The organism is Marinobacter sp. NP-4(2019) (assembly GCF_003994855.1).
Lineage (GTDB): Bacteria > Pseudomonadota > Gammaproteobacteria > Pseudomonadales > Oleiphilaceae > Marinobacter.
Map to the genome: position 1 here is coordinate 87802 of NZ_CP034142.1, position 15797 is coordinate 103598.

Below are 15797 nucleotides of genomic sequence, written 5' to 3' on the forward strand. Positions count from 1 at the left end.
CGGATTAGGGTTCTCCGCACGGTTGTGTTTTGCCAAACATTCCAATGTCAGAGGGTCTTTCGGTGACTCGCGGGGGGGAAGGCAACCAGGTCACGCGGCCGAAGAAAAGGTCCGCTTTATTGTTCAATTCGGTCGTTTCTGAATGTCCGCTTTTGTTTAGTTGGGTGCAAGGGAAAGAGTACCGGCCGAACTGGCGACTTATGTCACAATAACGTGGCTGGGGCGGCAAAAATATGTATAAGACTACTCACTTGGTTTACCCCAAAAAACTGTCACGTTTTTACTTTCCAGAATTGAAGAGAGACGACGATTTTCGAGCTCTAAGGTCGCGTTTTTGGAGGCGAGTTTATTGCGCTGCTCAGTCAGCTCAACGATTTTTTCTCGCAGCTGACGGTTCTTGGCTCTCTCATCCTTGAGTTTATCGTGCTTTTCATCACGCTGTCTCTGGATCGCTTTGTTGGCATTGCCCCGGATGCGCTCCATCAGGTCAGGGTAGTCTTTGTGGATAAGGGCACGACTGACTCCGGCCTCCTCAGCCACCGCCGCTACGGAGATCTTGCGTCCCTTCTCCACCACCTTGGGCTGGCCGTTTTCCAGTCGAACAATGGCCAGACGGATACGCTTGTGGGTGTCTGATTCAGATGGCTTTGGCATCAGCCAGTTGCTCCTTGAGGCGGTTGATGTCCACGCCGAGATCGGTCAACACCTTTATACAGCGTTCCATGGTGCGCTTGACGGTCTTCAGGCCGGAGTCGGTCAGGTCGTCGATCTGACGCAGTTCAATCTGTTGTAGGTAGAGCCCTTCCCAGAACGGTTTGTGGGTATCGTCGATACAGCCGTGCTCACAGCCTTCGCATTGACCACCGGCGCAGTCCACACCCGTGTCATTGGTACACCAGGCGATGCCTGTGGAGCGCAGGTACACCAGCTCGCTGATGGCCTCGACCATCGCCCGCCGATCTTTGTAGGTGCGTACCTCCTCGGTGCGGCTGCGCATCTGAAGGATGTGACCGGCCATGCCACCGGAAAGCAGCGTATCGGGCTCCAACCAGTGACCCACAATTGCCTGACGTTTGTGATCAAACGCGGCATATATTTCGTCGTACAGCTCCAGATCCTGAGCCTCATTCATCACGTACAGGATGGTCATATCGAGGCTCCAGTGCTTGAAGTGATCCCGCAGATACCGTAGATCGCCAAGCTTGTGGTGGACCACGTAGTTGGCGAAAGTGCGCCGGAACTGGTGCGACGACAGCTTCCAGTCCAGTCCAAGAGCCTTCGTAAAGTTTTTTAAGGTTGTATCCAGAGATGCACCACTTAGTCGGGTAAGGCGGTTATTGTGGTTCGGCGGGGATTTGGTCAGTCCCACCGCGCCGGAGATCGCCCGTAAACGGGTTATTTCCTGTAGGTCTTCCGCCTCCTTGGCCGCTTCCAACGCTGCTTCCAAGCCATGCTGGAAGGGTGCTGAGAGCCGCTCCAGGACATTCACGGCTTCGATGGCAATCTTCGGGCATAGCCAGGAGGTCTTGCCCGCATGGGTTTTGTCCGAGCGGGAGACAAGGAAGTAAAATCGCTCGCCGTCCCGAACCTGGCTGAACCAGTCGCCCCGATGGATCTGGCCCAATTCATGGGCGCGGATGCCGGTGGTGGCCAGAATGATCACAAAGCACCCGTCTCGCAGGTTGGTCAGCGTTTGTTTCAGGGCTGCCACTCCCCGATCCCAGCCTCGGGTTTTCAGGAAGCGGGTTTTCTCTGTAGATTGGGTATTCGGGAGTTTCGAGCGCGGTTGATAAGCCGCCACGGCATCCCGGTGCGCCAGAAGATCGTCGGCTTGGCGGAGCAATGACTCCGCGTGCTGGAACAGCTGCTTCAGAACGTCATCGGGGATGATCTCAGTTTTGGATTTGCGATCCTGTTTCATTCCGGCCAACGCCGTGGCCGAGCCGTCGGGCCAGGGGTGATCAAAGCCGCTCGCAGTGGCCCGGAGGCCCTTCCAGCAGAGTTCGATCGCAAACAACCTGTAAAACTTTGTCGTGCCACTCAAGGGTGTTCCCGGCTTGTTGGGCAAGGTCAAACCGCGGACGTATTGCACGTAGCGTAATGCCACCAACGGGGTAACCTGCGTGTGCGAGCGAATGCCCTGACCGTGTAGCCAGTTCAGCCAATGCACCAGGTTTTCGAAGCGAGTTCTGATCGTCGCGTTGGCCAACGAATTTTCCGCCCAAATAGAGCGTGCAATCACGAGCTTGGCTTCGGCACACAGTTGCTCGCCGCTGATCCGCGTAAAGTCCAGCTTACGGTGGCTGTCGCGGTGGTTGCCGGTGTCCTTGGATTTGGGCAGCCACCACTGCGGGTCTTCGTACCTTGAGAGCACGTAGAGTGCGCCCTCGGCCCGGTCTGTGGTCATGATGCCTTGCAGCACCTCTCCACCGGGCAACGCCTTCAACAGCCGTTCGCGGTCGGTCAGCAACTCTGCGCCTGTGATTATGCTCATACCGCCATCCTCGCCATGCTGAGGTCTCGCCAGAAGGGATGGGGGTTGTGTTTGGCCTTTTCCCGTTGCTCGGACACCAGAGTCGCATCAAAGAGAGGAGCAATCTCCTCATCAATCAGACGGATGACTTGCTTGAGGTATTTCGTCCAACGCTTGCCACCAAAGGTGTCGTAGTTCCGCAGAGCGGCCCAGTAGAAGCTGAACAGCCGATACAAGTCGTCACCAGTCACCACAAAGCTCTTGCATCGGAAGCAGCCCAAGTAGTCCTGACAGGGCTCACCGTTTTTCGGGGCACGGTGCCCTCGACGGACATCCTTACACGACGACACAGGCGTTCGATCACTGGCAATGATCGTCGATGTGCTGAGCATGGCTTCCACGCGGGCTTCGCCCAGGAACCGCATGTTGGTTTCCGCTTCAGGCGGCGCTTCCCAGTAGTGGGCGTCGCCGGTCTGAACCGTATGTCGCCCCGTTCTGGCAGTAATCAACGGGTCCTGCCCGGACAGCTCCCAAACGCGATTCAGGAGCGTCTGGCGCAATCGACTGACGTTCAAAGCGAGCGGTTTGCCATCGTCCGTTTGAAGCTGGTGTCGGTCGACAAGTCGCTTGATTGATCTTTGCAAAACTTGAGCCGAAAGTCGGCAAGGTTTTCCAGCAGTAGTTCCACTACTGCTCTCGTAGACCAGCAGCCGATGTGGGTCATCGAACTGGGCGCGTATCGTGGCGTTTCTCGTATGGATCAGATCAATGGCATCGGCGGCATAGAGGTGGATACTGGCCATCTCGGCCACCTCCTCCGACTTCCGAAGAGCCACCACGTGCGTGGACCTGCCACGGCGTTTAAAGCTCACGAGCAGGCGCAGGTTGGCTTTGAGCGGGTGGGGCTGCACACAATCCGCGACCAACTCCAGGATGGGCGTCACGTTCATGCCGGTGGACAGCGCGATGGACAGGACGCACACGGTCAAATCGTAGTTGGTTAGCGGCTCCGAATGGGCCACGATGCGTTCCATCTCGATCCTTAGCGCTTTGATCAGGAGCCGCTTCTCGTTCTTGGTGAGGGCTTTCTGACTCTTAGTTCGCTTATTGAGGTTCGGGAATGGATTGCGAGGCCAGACGGTTGTCATGTCCGCCTCCGGCCAGAAGCCGAATCGATGACAGGCCCTGAGCAGAGATTTAGTAGCAGTGAAGTAGTTCTTCTGAGCCCCGTATTCGATGGGTTCGTTTCTCAGGTACTGGAGAAATTGTTTGATGGTGTCGGCGTTCAGATCCGCCATGGTCAGGCATTCTTCGCTGGCAGCGTGAAGCAGCGACAGGAAGGGCGCAAAGTAACGAAAGCCAGAGTTCCAGTAACCAACAATCGTGGTCAGGCTGAGGGACTTTCCCGTCGTTTTGACGCTCTCGGCAACCAGCTTTTCGAGGGTGCGGTGGCAGGCGGCGGTGATGTCGTCATAGCCCTGACCGTAAAACGGACTGACGTCTGCGGACCGCCTGTTTGATGTGTTTTCGGGAAAGGCAACGACGGTGTTCGCCGGTTTTAAAACCGGCGCTTGATCAACGGTGGCGGCTTTCGTCTCGGTCGCCGTCTCGCCAGCGCCCTGAACGCCGATCTCGTGCTCCTCTATCGTGAAATCCTTTTTCATGCGCAGGCTGCCTCCCTTGCCGTTTCTTCAATTTCTTCCTGATACCTGGTGCGCAGATCGTCTTCGATGTCGTCCAGAAAGTGCAGGTATTTTTCCGTGGTCGTGATGCTGTTGTGCCCCAACCGATCTCGCACATAGATCAAGGGATTGAACGTGATGCTCTTGCGGGACATCAGCGATTTCAGGGTGTGCGTCGCGTAGGTGTGACGCAGGATGTGAGGATGGCAGGCAAACGACAGTTCCAATCGGTTCAGTGAATTGTTGAGCGAGGTACGAATGCTCCAGGGATTTCCCTTTGCCGTCACGAAGAGGGTTTTGGGGGCTGTCCCGTGTTTTCGGGTCGTTTCATGACGTTCGTGAATCACGTAATCCCAGAGGTCGGCCATCAAGGAAATCGGCACATGAATCGTCCGTGGTTTGTCTCCCTTGGTGCTCATCTGTTGGGGATCAAGTTCAACCACCACATGACTTCGAGCCGAGGTCGATTGGGGTGCTGACACACAAGTAACTGGCAACGTCAGCAACTCTTCTTTTCGCAAACCGGTTAGCAAGGCCAGTCGAACGATCAACCGAAGCGTCTTGTTCTTGATATGTTTGAGCAGTTCATCCACTTGTTCTTTGTTGAGGACTTTGATCTTGGTTGGTGAGGTCTTCAGCAGCACATCCGGCTTAACGGCATACCCTCCCGATGTGTCCGTGTGTGCCAGGAATCCCTTGGGCTGTCTGACTCTTACCGTCTCAAGGTCATAAGGCAGTGTATGTACCCAACCTTGCTTCAGAGCAAATTGATAGAACTTGATGACCAGATGCAGTCGTCTGTTGACCGTCGAGGTACTGAGGTTAAAGCGATCAAAGGAAACGTCACGATACAGGGCTAACAGGGTTTCGTGATTTCGGTGATCAAGCTCTCGCCAATCAAACCCATTGGCTTCTATGAACTCGAAATAGTCACACAAGTCTCTTCCGAACGTTTCCCAACTGCTTCGGCTTTGGACACTTCCACGCTTTAAGCAGTGATAAACGAGAAACTCCATTCCTTCGACAAACACATCATGGTTGCCTTTAAGAAGAATGGGGAACCCTTGATAAGAATGGCCCCTGACCCCAAACTCTGACGTAGATAAAAGGAACTCCACCCTTGACTCTCAAATACTGTATTTTTAATCAGTATATCTGGTTTCTATTTGGGTGCAATTAAGGGGTGGCATATTCTGGGGTACAAAACATTACATATACCTCTATAGCGTTTACCCGGAGGCTGGAGGCACCTGTGGGGAGAGCTGTCCAAAACACGCTCAAGCACATCCATGTGGCGCTTGGGCTCCGCCATCCATGGCTCCGCACAGTTTTGGACAGCTCTCCCCACAGGGGCCTTGCTCCGATGGCTGATATGACGAAGCTACCCTACAAATTTAAAGCTGAGAAGGGGACTTATGAATAACCCATTATTGACCGACGACCTGTTGCCGAAGTTTGACCATGTTCGTACCGAACACATGGAAACGGCAATTGACCAGATTCTCAGCGAAAACCGCATGAAAATCGCCGAACTGGCGCAACAGGAAGATCCTACCTGGGACACCCTGGCGCAGCCCATGCAGGCCATGGAAGACAAACTGAGTAACGCCTGGTCGGTGATCTCTCACCTCAACGGGGTGATGAACAACGACGACCTGCGCAAGGTCTACAAGAACTGCCTGGAAAAGCTCACTGAGTACAGCACCGAACTGAGCCAGAACGAGGCCCTGTGCAACGCCTACAAGAAACTGGCGGCGCGGGACGACTTCAACGACCTCAGCGAAGCCCAGCGCAAATCCATCGACAACACCCTGAGGGACTTCCACCTGGGTGGCGTTGACCTGCCGGCGGACAAGAAAAAGCAGTACGCCGACCTGTCCCGGGAACTGGCGGAACTGTCCAACCGGTTCAGCGACAACGTACTGGATGCCACCCAGCACTGGTACAAGCACATCACCGAAATCGACCAACTGGCCGGTTTGCCAGAGAGCGCCATCGAGGGCGCCAAGCAAGCGGCGAAACAGAAAGAACTCGACGGTTACGTGATTACCCTCGACTTCCCCAGCTTCTTCCCGGTGATGACCTACTGCGACAACCGCGACCTGCGCCGCGAAGTCTATGAAGCCTTCGTGACCCGTGCCTCGGATATGGGACCGGACGCCGGTACCTGGGATAACACCCCGGTGATGGCGGAAATCCTCAAGCGTCGCCACGCTCTTGCCCAGTTGCTCGGCTTTGACAACTACGCCGAACGCTCCCTGGCCACCAAGATGGCCCGCAATACCGACGAGGTGCTGGATTTCCTCAATCAGCTGGCGGCCAAGTCCAAGCCGGTGGCGGAGAAAGAGTTTGAAGAGCTGACGGCCTTTGCCCGGGACAGCCATGGCGTCGATGAACTGGAAGCCTGGGACGTTGGCTACTACAGCGAAAAGCTCCGCCAGCAGCGCTACGACATATCACCGGAAACCCTGCGCCCGTGGTTCCCCGTCAACAAGGTGGTACCGGGCCTGTTCGCCGTGGCTGAGAAGCTGTTTGATGTCCAGATCGAAGCAAAGCCCGAGGTGGAAACCTGGCATGAAGATGCCACTGCCTACTGCATCAGCCGCAACGGCGAGCCAGTGGCCTGGTTCTACCTCGACCTCTATGCCCGTCAGGGCAAGCGTGGCGGTGCCTGGATGGCGGATTGCCGGGTACGCTGGCGCAATCAGCGCGGTCACCTGCAGCTGCCGGTCGCGTTCCTGACCTGCAACTTCACCCCGCCGGTCAATGGCAAGCCGTCGCTGCTGACCCACGACGAGGTCACCACCCTGTTCCATGAGTTCGGCCATGGCCTGCACCACATGCTGACCCAGGTGGATGTCATCGACGTATCCGGCATCAACGGTGTGGCCTGGGATGCGGTGGAGCTGCCCAGCCAGTTTCTGGAAAACTGGTGCTGGAACCCGGAATCCCTGGCACTGATCGCCTCGCACCACGAAACCGGCGAACCGCTGCCCGAAGATCTGCTGCAGAAGCTGCTGGCGGCCAAGAACTTCCAGTCCGGTATGGCCATGGTGCGCCAGCTGGAATTCTCCCTGTTCGATTTCCGCCTGCACGCGGAGTTCACCGGTGAAGCCCCCACCAACCCGCTGGATATGCACCGCAAGGTGCGGGAAGAAATCGCCGTGGTGCGGGCACCGGAATTCAACCGCTTCCCCAACAGCTTCTCCCACATCTTCGCCGGTGGTTACGCGGCGGGTTATTACAGCTACAAGTGGGCGGAAGTACTGGCGGCGGATGCCTTCTCCCTGTTCGAGGAACGAGGTATCTTCGACCCGGAAACCGGCAAGTCATTCCTGCATAATATCCTGGAGAAAGGCGGCTCCCGGGAGCCCATGGAACTGTTCAAGGCCTTCCGCGGCCGCGAACCGCAGGTGGATGCGCTATTGAAACAAACCGGCATCACGGACGACGCTGCTTGATCACCAAGGCCCGAATACTGGAGTAATCTTATGGCGAGTCCAAAACGCTTCATCGCCGGCGCCGTCTGCCCCCGCTGTGCGGAGATGGACAAAATCAAGATGTTCACCACCGACGATGGTGACCAGGTCCGCGAATGCGTGGCCTGTGGTTTCACCGATGCGGTGTCCGACACCGAACAGCCGGCCAATCCCGAACTCGAAACCCGGGTTAACAAGCGCGGCAACGAAGACGACCATACGGTCAAGCAGGTGGTGTTTTTTAAGGCTGGCTCTGAGGACTGACTTTGGTCTGACTTCTGGGGGGTGACCTCGTAGCCTGGTTGATTGGGGGATGAGAGGGTCTGGGGGAACCTTTCCAAAACGGAGAAACGTGGTTTCTTTGAATGTTTTGGAAAGGTTCCCCAGACCCTCTCTTCTTGATCACTCAGATATCGCTTTGGTGCGTTTATCCGGCAGAACCGCTGTTAGCTTCTCCAGTTCTTTCTAGCGATTCCTTTGGTGCCTGACGTGAGGGTGGGGGTATCGGGGTCAAAACATTCAAAGAAACCACGTTTCTCCGTTTTGACCCCGATACCCCTACCCTCACAACCCCCCAACCAGGCAGGCTACAAGAAGGAATCCACCAAACTCAGAGAACCATAGCCGCCAACCACCCAAAGCCAAGCAGCGGCAGGTTGTAGTGCAGGAAGGTAGGCACCACGGTGTCCCAGATGTGGTTGTGCTGGCCGTCGACGTTGAGGCCGGCGGTGGGGCCGAGGGTGGAATCGGAGGCCGGGGAACCGGCGTCACCGAGGGCGCCGGCGGTACCGACCAGGGCGACGATGGCCAGTGGGCTGAAGCCCATTTCCAGGGCCAGGGGTACGTACAGGGCGGCGATGATGGGGATGGTGGAGAACGATGAGCCGATGCCCATGGTGATCAGCAGGCCCACCACCAGCATCAGTAAGGCGGCCATGGCCTTGTTGTCACCGATGGTGGCGACCGAACTTTCCACCAGGGTGGCGATTTCGCCGGTTTCGCGCATGACTTCGGCGAAGCCGGAGGCGGCGATCATGATGAAGCCGATCATTGCCAGCATTTTCATGCCCTCGGTGAACAGATCATCGGCTTCTTTCCACTTCACAACTCCGGACAGGTTGAACAGCACGAAGCCGGCCAGCGCGCCAAGGATCATTGAGCCCAGCCAGAGCTGGACGACAAACGCGGTGACGATGGCAATCAGGGCCATGAACAGGGTGCGACCGTTGTACTGGATGTTGACCCGCTCGGTTTTTTCGATGGTGTCCATGTTGTATTTGCGGTCGCCACGGTAGCTGAAGAACACCGCTACCAGCAGGCCACAGAGCATGCCCAGGGCCGGCAGTGCCATGGCGGACATGACGTTCAGGTCGGTGGCATCGACGCCGTTGTCACCGACATTGGCCAGCAGGATCTCGTTCAGGTAGATGCCGCCGAAACCGACCGGCAGGAACATGTACGGGGTGATCAGGCCGAAGGTCAGAACGCAGGCCACCAGGCGGCGATCCATGTTCAGTTTGGCCATCACATACAGCAGCGGCGGTACCACCAGCGGGATGAAGGCAATGTGGATCGGCAGGATGTTCTGGGACGAGATGGCGATGGCCAGCAGCAGACCCACAATAAGAAAACGGATGCCGCCGACGGCTTTGCCTTCGTCCTGCTTGCCCACCAGAGCCAGGGCTTTGTCCGCCAGGGCGTGGGCAAGGCCGGATTTGCCAATGGCAACGGCAAATGCGCCCAGGGTGGCGTAGGACAGTGCGACTGTGGCACCGCCGCCGAGACCGTTATTGAAGGCTTCGATGGTGGCTTCCAACGGCAGCCCGGCGATCAGACCACCGGCAACCGCACCGATGATCAGGGCGACGACAACGTGAATGCGGCACAAACTCAGGACGAGCATGATGGCGACCGCAGCGACAACGGCATTCATGGCAAAACTCCGGGTAGGAATTAACGGTTTATCCGACCCCTTGTGAGGGTCGGCGTCGTAAAAAGCGCGCTAATGTGCAGGAAATCATCGCTCCAGTCAAAAACCGGGCGGATTTCAGTCGTCACTGATCCTGGAAAAACGGGGTACCTGTTCGCCGGCAACCTCGACGGTTTCCTGGAACATGGACAGTGGCCTTACCCAGAGGCTGTGGTCGCCATACAGGCATCGGTAAACCACCATTTTTTCCTCGGTTTCACTGTGGCGGGCGATATCGATGACCTGATAATCCTTGCCCTTGTAGTGGCGGTAGCGCCCTGGCGTAATCTCCGTTTTCCTTTCGGTCATGCGTGGTCTCCGGGCGTTGTGTGAGGTTTATGTTACAGGCAGGCGAACATCCGCCGGTAAGCGTCTAAACTTATCACCAATCTGGCAAGGATGCATAAGGGTCGTGTTGCTCTGGCCGCAACTCAGAATCACTGACACCGGGCACCGGATATCCGTTTATGAATCAGCCAGCCTATCGCTTCTGCCCATGGCTCCTCCTTATGATGGTGCTTTGGGGGCCCGCTTGCCTGAAAGCTGAAACCGCGAAGTTCGCCTGGCTGGAAGACGTCGGTACTGCCCTGTCGATCGACGAGGTAAAGGCACTGCCAGAGCATCGCTGGCAATCATTTGATCCCGCCAATGTTTTAAACCTGGGCTTCAGTGATGGCACTTTCTGGCTGAAGGTGAGTGTCCCACCCGAGCTGGAGAACCGGCTTCTGGAGGTCGGCTATCCGCTGCTGGATGAGGTGTTGGTATTCTGGCTACGGCGGGGTGACGTTGTGCAGACGCACCGGACGGGGGATCGACTGGTTTTTAACAGCCGCCCGGTTCTGCATCGTCATTTCGTGTTTCCGGTGCCGTCAGACACCGAAGCGGTTACTGCGTATGTGCGTGTGAAAACGCAGGGTTCGGTCCAGATTCCCATCAGGGTTGTGCCCTCAGAGCAGTTCCTGGCCGAGGAGCAATTGTCTTATGGGTGGCAGGCTGTGTTTCTGGGCATTATGGTGGCGATGGCCCTGTACAACTTTTTTGTGTTCCTGATTGTTCGCCACCCCACTTACCTCTGGTACGTGCTGACAGTGTTGGCGGCCGCGATGGTTTGGCTCAATTTTAATGGCCTGCTGTTTCAGTGGCTGTGGCCGGATATGCCGATCCTCAATCGGTATGTCACGGCGCCCATTATTTCTCTCAATATTGCCTTTGCGTCCTTGTTCACCATGAGTTTTCTGTCGCTGCGACGCGTCAGTCCACTCGCTTTTCGCCTGTTTCAGGGGGTGATTGCACTGGCCGTATTTACGTTTCTCTTCGGGCTGTTCGGCTCCTACCAGACCAGTACGATTATTGTTAGCGCGTTTGGGGTCATTGTGACGCCCCTGGCCTGGCTCGTGGGTCTTTGGGTGTGGCGTCAGGGTCAGATACTTGCCGGTTTCTATGTGCTGGCCTGGACCCCTTTGTTATTGGGACACCTGGTTCTGGCGGTCAGTAAACTGGGCTATCTGCCCAGCACCTTTGTGACCGACTTTGCCCCGCAATTCGGTGTAGCACTGGAGGTTATCCTGCTTTCGTTTGCCCTGGCCTATCGCATCAATCTGGAGCGGCAGCGGCGCCAGGAGGCCCAGGAGTATGCCCTGACAGTTCAACGCCAGGCGACTCAAATGCTGGAGACCCGTGTGCAGGAGCGAACCGAGGAACTGGAACGGGCCAATGAGCAGCTTAAGGCCATCTCGCTCACCGATGGTCTGACTCAGGTGGCCAATCGCCGGCGTTTCGATGAAAGGCTCGCGGAGGAGTGGAAAAGGGCCAGTCGACAGAGACACCCGCTGTCTTTGCTGATGCTGGATATTGACCACTTCAAACAGGTTAATGATCAGTTAGGGCACCTGGTTGGAGATGACTGCCTGGTCGGCGTAGCCAGCCTGTGTGCGAATGAAATTCAGCGTTCCGGCGATTTGCTCGCCCGTTATGGCGGTGAAGAATTCAGTGTGTTGTTGCCGGCCACCTCCGGGCAGGGTGCCCGGAATGTGGCCGAGCGGCTGCGAAAAATCATTGCCGAGAACCCGGTTTATCCCGGCGATGGCGCCGGCCCGGTCAAGCTGACCGTCAGTATCGGCGTAGCCACCATGACACCAGACAACAACACCGGACCAGAGGCGCTCATCCGGCGGGCGGATGAGGCGCTCTATCAGGCCAAGGAAACCGGTCGTAACCGGGTGGTTGAGTGGCTCAGTTCTTCAGTTTGTAGCGCCCCGGACCCAGAAAAACCAGGGCAATCGCGGTAAACAGGAAGAATCCCTGCAGTTCCAGTGCCCAGCCACCGCTGCTACCCAGGGCCAGCAGTTCATGGCCGTGGACGAGCGCAATGGCGACCAGCATGTTGAAGGCAATCAACAAGGCTCCGATGCGGGTCTGGTAGCCGAGGATTACCATCAGCGGCGCCAGCAGCTCGCCGATAAACACGCCGTAAGCGAAGATCGCCGGAATGCCAAGGCTGGCCAGCTGGCCTTCGATGAAACCGGTGCCGTGGATCAGCTTGGCAATGCCATGAAACAGCATGAGCCCGCCCAGGGTCAGGCGGATAATCAATTTTCCTAGGTCTGCGTTGTCCAACAAGGGAACCTCCGTCAGGTAAACAAGGGGTGGTGGTGTTCAGGAAGGTGCTAGATTACCCGCAATCAGAGGCCGTTGCCCAGAGAGAAACGGATGTGATTCCTGACCAGGAGGTTTTCCCAGTATTGCCGCATCCAGTCCCAGGCGGCATTTTGTGCGTGCTCGACGAAGGGGTCGAGGTTGAGTTCGTAGTAATCCGGTGTGCCTGCGATCTGTAAGACCGTCAGGGTAATGGCTTCGTCGAGCTCGTTGGCGAAGGGTTCGCCAATCAATTGGTGGGCCAGCAGGTTGGCTTGCGTTGCTTCGATGTCCACCAGGTCGCTGGCGCGGATGGAACGGTTGTTCTCATACATTTCCTCCATCAGCCGATGACAGAGATAAGCCCGGATCAGCAGGCCATCGAGGCCATCGTAACGCACCAGCAGTACCGATGGTTGGGTAAAGTACCGAATTGCTGCATCAATGAATGGGGCGAACAGGTCAGACTTTCCGGCTTCACGGGCGCAGGCTTCCACGCACTCGATCAGTCGGGGAGCCATCTCAATGTACTCCACGGCGAACTGGAACAGGCAGGTAGCCGGCTGGTAACCGTCGATGGTGATTGTGGCAGGCAGCGACGATGCCTTTTCTCCCAGTTGCCGGAGAAAAGTGCCGGAGTGGGCTTCCTGCCGTCGTGCCTGATCAATAATGTCTAGGACTACCTGTGGTGTCATGTCAGGAGATGCCGGTGTCTGAACGAATTGAGGTCGCAAGGCGCCTCCCGTTATTCGCAAAGGTCGTGAGAGGCAGGTGAGCTGGGTTGGCAACCGCGGCAAGCCTGCCGTTTACGACAATTGTAGTCCAGATTTACTTGCCTGCTTCCGGCGCACCATGAAAATCGGGCCATGTAATATTTGCCTGGTTTCCTGTTACCGGGAGTCGAACCAGCGGCCATGGCGTGTGTGGGAGAGAAACAGCCAGCCCATACTTACGGCACGGGCCAGCATCAGGCTGATCAGTGAAAACCAGAGGCCGTGGTTTCCCCAGCCCGTGGTCAGCCACCACACCGGCAGGAAGATGAACAGCGCGGAGAACAGCATGGTGTTCTGCATGTCCCGGGTTCGTGTGGCACCGATAAACACACCATCCAGCAGGTAACCCCAGACGGCGGCGAATGGCAGCATCCATAGCCAGGGCAAATACTGCCAGGCGGTTGTACGCACCTCTTCGATGCCGGTCAACAGGCTGACCAGGAAACGTCCGCCCAGGACAAACGCCGCAGTGAACAGCAAGGACCCCCACAGGGACCAGCGCAAAGCGGCGCGGAAAACCACCCGGAATCGGCGTCGGCTGCCTTTACCCACCGCCTCCCCGATCAGGGCCTCGGCGGCGTTGGCGAAGCCATCCAGGCCGTTGGAAATGACCAGCAGGAATGTCAGTAGGACCGCATTGGCGGCCAGGATGGTATCTCCCTGGCGGGCACCCTGTGCGGTGAAGAAGGCCAGGACCAGCAGCAGTGCGACGGTTCGCACCATGATGTACCGGTTAACCTGCAGAATGCGCAGGTAGTCCGCCAGGTGTCCCAGCAGGGCACGATTGAAGGATTGCCCGGGGGGCATTCGTAGCAGTACCAGGCGAAAACCAATCGCTGCGGCGGAGTACTCGGCGATGACCGTGGCGGCGGCGACGCCCTGACTATTCCAGCCGAGAACTGTCACGAACAGCACATCCAGCACGATATTCAGGCTGTTTGCCACGATCAGCATAATCATCGGCGCCCGCGGAAACTGGGTGCCTATCAACCAGCCCACCAGCGTGTATTGGCACAGTACGGCAGGCGCACTCCAGATTCGTATGGCGGCGTAATCCGCGGCCAGTTCCGCCACCCGCTCACTAGGGTTCATCAGGGTCAGGCCAATACTGATCAGAGGCTTGTGGAAGGCGATCAGCAGCACGCCGATGCCAGTCGCCAGTATGATGGAGCGCAACAGCAGGGCGATCTGGGCGAATTCATCACGCCGGCCCCAGGCCTGGGCCGAAAGGCCGGTGGTGCCCATGCGCATGAAGCCGAATGTCCAGTAAAGGATACTGAACAGGTTGGCACCGACCGCAACCGCCCCCAGGTACTGCGGGCTCTCCAGGTGACCAAGCACGGCGGTATCCACCAGCCCCAGCAGGGGGACGGTGAGATTGGTGAGCATCAGCGGCCAGGCCAGGGCCCAAAGCCGTTGATCCGTCTTGGCCAACGGGAGTCTTTTATGTGATTTGATTATTAAATTCCTGGTTTTATAACGTTTAGGTTTAGTCGGTGTTTAGCGTTTTCTTGATCTGTGTCTATACTCAACCCTGAGTTATCCATAAGCAGACTTCCACTCTGGCCTGACTGGTGTGTGCGAGCTCCGTCAGAACAGAGGGATTGAACGCAAAATCCGACAAGAATAACACTCTGTGGAGACACAGTATGCGCGTGCACGCTAAGCGGGCAGGTGCCCTGTTGGGCGGCCTATTGTTCCCCGCCTGGTCCATGGCGGACTGGACATTGAACATGGCTCCCGGGGTAACCGGCACCAGTAACGAAATTTTCAACCTTCACATGACCATCCTCTGGATATGCGTTGTCATCGGCATCGTGGTTTTCGGGGTGATGTTCTGGTCCATCTTCGCTCACCGCAAGTCCCAGGGCCACAGACCGGCCAATTTCCACGAGAACACGGTGGTGGAAGTTCTCTGGACCATCATTCCATTCGTCATCCTCGTGGTTATGGCCATTCCGGCGACGGCAACCCTGGTGGATATGTATGACACCGCCGAGTCGGAAGTGGATATCAAGGTGACAGGTTACCAGTGGCGCTGGAAATACGATTATATCGATGAGGATTTCGGTTTCTTTTCCAATCTGGCGACCAGCAAGGATGAGATCTACAACCGGTTGGACAAGAATGAAAATTACCTGCTGGACGTGGATAACCCACTGGTGATTCCGGTTGGCAAGAAGGTGCGCCTGTTGGTAACGGCAAACGATGTCATCCACTCCTGGTGGGTGCCGGCCTTTGGCGTCAAGAAAGACGCCATTCCCGGATTTATCAACGAGACCTGGACCCGTGTTGATGAGCCGGGGATCTACCGCGGCCAGTGCACGGAGCTGTGCGGTAAGGACCACGGTTTCATGCCGGTCGTGGTCAAGGCCGTACCCGAAGCCGAATACAACGAATGGGTCGCTGAGCAGCGGGCTGCTGCCGAGCGTGAGCGCGAGTTGACCGAAAAGGACTGGACCCTGGAAGAGCTGATGGAGCGTGGTGAGCAAGCGTATGCCAGCGCCTGCGCCGCCTGCCACCAGGCTGACGGCAGCGGGTCACCTCCGGCCTTCCCGGCTCTGCGAGGTAGTCAGATTGTACTTGAAGATATGGATGCCCACCTGGACATCGTGGTTAACGGTGTGGCCGGTACCGCCATGCAGGCTTTCGGCGACCAGCTGAGTGAAGTGGACCTGGCTGCGGTGATTACCTACGAGCGTAATGCCTGGGGTAATAACACCGGTGAGATGGTTACGCCGAAACAGGTGTTCGAGTACAAAAACCAGGAATGATTCGCCAAATGAC

Annotated in this window: 13 protein-coding genes; 4 read left to right on the forward strand and 9 right to left on the reverse strand. The window is 57.0% G+C overall.

The features are described from left to right. Positions 1-243: 243 nt before the first annotated feature. The 4 genes from EHN06_RS00355 to EHN06_RS00370 are packed head-to-tail and all read right to left on the reverse strand — an operon-like array spanning position 244 to position 5273. The gene (locus tag EHN06_RS00355; protein ID WP_053113462.1) at positions 244-654 is read right to left on the reverse strand and encodes a DUF6262 family protein; all 411 of its coding nucleotides are present in this window, start codon (positions 652-654) and stop codon (positions 244-246) included. After that, positions 638-2494 (reverse strand): tyrosine-type recombinase/integrase, encoded by a 1857-nt coding sequence (locus tag EHN06_RS00360; protein WP_053113463.1) that lies wholly within the window; start codon positions 2492-2494, stop codon positions 638-640. The genes EHN06_RS00355 and EHN06_RS00360 overlap by 17 nt, the downstream gene beginning before the upstream one ends. Beyond that, positions 2491-4137 carry a hypothetical protein gene (locus EHN06_RS00365; RefSeq protein ID WP_053113464.1) on the reverse strand — a complete coding sequence of 549 codons (1647 nt, stop codon included), beginning with the start codon at positions 4135-4137 and terminating at the stop codon, positions 2491-2493. The genes EHN06_RS00360 and EHN06_RS00365 overlap by 4 nt, the downstream gene beginning before the upstream one ends. Further along, positions 4134-5273 (reverse strand): tyrosine-type recombinase/integrase, encoded by a 1140-nt coding sequence (locus tag EHN06_RS00370; protein ID WP_053113465.1) that lies wholly within the window; start codon positions 5271-5273, stop codon positions 4134-4136. Before EHN06_RS00370 ends, EHN06_RS00365 begins: the two co-directional genes overlap by 4 nt. Positions 5274-5570: 297 nt before the next feature. Between EHN06_RS00370 and prlC the strand changes: the two genes are divergently transcribed. Both prlC and EHN06_RS00380 read left to right on the forward strand, forming a co-directional pair. Further along, positions 5571-7616, forward strand: coding sequence for an oligopeptidase A (prlC, locus tag EHN06_RS00375; RefSeq protein WP_127329146.1), 2046 nt, complete (start codon positions 5571-5573; stop codon positions 7614-7616). Positions 7617-7646: 30 nt separating this feature from the next. After that, positions 7647-7898, forward strand: coding sequence for a YheV family putative zinc ribbon protein (locus EHN06_RS00380; RefSeq protein WP_127329148.1), 252 nt, complete (start codon positions 7647-7649; stop codon positions 7896-7898). Positions 7899-8244: 346 nt separating this feature from the next. On the opposite strand, the gene EHN06_RS00385 is transcribed toward EHN06_RS00380, so the two are convergent. Continuing rightward, entirely contained in the window at positions 8245-9567 is a 1323-nt protein-coding gene (locus tag EHN06_RS00385) for a Na+/H+ antiporter family protein (RefSeq protein ID WP_127329150.1), read from the reverse strand. 114 nt (positions 9568-9681) lie between these two features. Next, a complete protein-coding gene (locus EHN06_RS00390; protein WP_127329152.1) occupies positions 9682-9912 on the reverse strand; it encodes a DUF1653 domain-containing protein in 231 nt (76 codons plus the stop codon). A 158-nt stretch (positions 9913-10070) separates the two neighbouring features. On the opposite strand from EHN06_RS00390, the gene EHN06_RS00395 reads away from it, so the two are divergent. Beyond that, a complete protein-coding gene (locus EHN06_RS00395) occupies positions 10071-11891 on the forward strand; it encodes a diguanylate cyclase (RefSeq protein WP_228257367.1) in 1821 nt (606 codons plus the stop codon). Here EHN06_RS00395 and EHN06_RS00400 read toward each other — a convergent pair. The 3 genes from EHN06_RS00400 to EHN06_RS00410 form a co-directional block, all read right to left on the reverse strand. Beyond that, a complete protein-coding gene (locus EHN06_RS00400; RefSeq protein ID WP_127329154.1) occupies positions 11836-12222 on the reverse strand; it encodes a DoxX family protein in 387 nt (128 codons plus the stop codon). The genes EHN06_RS00395 and EHN06_RS00400 overlap by 56 nt on opposite strands. Before the next feature lie 62 nt (positions 12223-12284). After that, positions 12285-12932 carry a hypothetical protein gene (locus tag EHN06_RS00405; protein WP_127329156.1) on the reverse strand — a complete coding sequence of 216 codons (648 nt, stop codon included), beginning with the start codon at positions 12930-12932 and terminating at the stop codon, positions 12285-12287. 195 nt (positions 12933-13127) lie between these two features. Then, positions 13128-14399: an MATE family efflux transporter gene (locus tag EHN06_RS00410; RefSeq protein ID WP_127334286.1), complete on the reverse strand. Its 1272-nt coding sequence runs from the start codon at positions 14397-14399 to the stop codon at positions 13128-13130. A gap of 260 nt (positions 14400-14659) precedes the next feature. Between EHN06_RS00410 and coxB the strand changes: the two genes are divergently transcribed. Next, positions 14660-15784 (forward strand): cytochrome c oxidase subunit II, encoded by a 1125-nt coding sequence (gene coxB, locus EHN06_RS00415; RefSeq protein ID WP_127329158.1) that lies wholly within the window; start codon positions 14660-14662, stop codon positions 15782-15784. The last annotated feature ends 13 nt before the right edge of the window (positions 15785-15797 follow it).

What these genes read in the sequence shown, in the direction of transcription:
- EHN06_RS00405 (WP_127329156.1), bottom strand. Translation starts at nt 12,932, where the DNA reads ATGACACCACAGGTAGTCCTAGACATTATTGATCAGGCACGACGGCAG.
- prlC (WP_127329146.1), top strand. Translation starts at nt 5,571, where the DNA reads ATGAATAACCCATTATTGACCGACGACCTGTTGCCGAAGTTTGACCAT.
- EHN06_RS00395 (WP_228257367.1), top strand. Translation starts at nt 10,071, where the DNA reads ATGAATCAGCCAGCCTATCGCTTCTGCCCATGGCTCCTCCTTATGATG.
- EHN06_RS00380 (WP_127329148.1), top strand. Translation starts at nt 7,647, where the DNA reads ATGGCGAGTCCAAAACGCTTCATCGCCGGCGCCGTCTGCCCCCGCTGT.
- EHN06_RS00360 (WP_053113463.1), bottom strand. Translation starts at nt 2,494, where the DNA reads ATGAGCATAATCACAGGCGCAGAGTTGCTGACCGACCGCGAACGGCTG.
- EHN06_RS00365 (WP_053113464.1), bottom strand. Translation starts at nt 4,137, where the DNA reads ATGAAAAAGGATTTCACGATAGAGGAGCACGAGATCGGCGTTCAGGGC.
- EHN06_RS00385 (WP_127329150.1), bottom strand. Translation starts at nt 9,567, where the DNA reads ATGAATGCCGTTGTCGCTGCGGTCGCCATCATGCTCGTCCTGAGTTTG.
- EHN06_RS00390 (WP_127329152.1), bottom strand. Translation starts at nt 9,912, where the DNA reads ATGACCGAAAGGAAAACGGAGATTACGCCAGGGCGCTACCGCCACTAC.
- coxB (WP_127329158.1), top strand. Translation starts at nt 14,660, where the DNA reads ATGCGCGTGCACGCTAAGCGGGCAGGTGCCCTGTTGGGCGGCCTATTG.
- EHN06_RS00355 (WP_053113462.1), bottom strand. Translation starts at nt 654, where the DNA reads ATGCCAAAGCCATCTGAATCAGACACCCACAAGCGTATCCGTCTGGCC.
- EHN06_RS00410 (WP_127334286.1), bottom strand. Translation starts at nt 14,399, where the DNA reads ATGCTCACCAATCTCACCGTCCCCCTGCTGGGGCTGGTGGATACCGCC.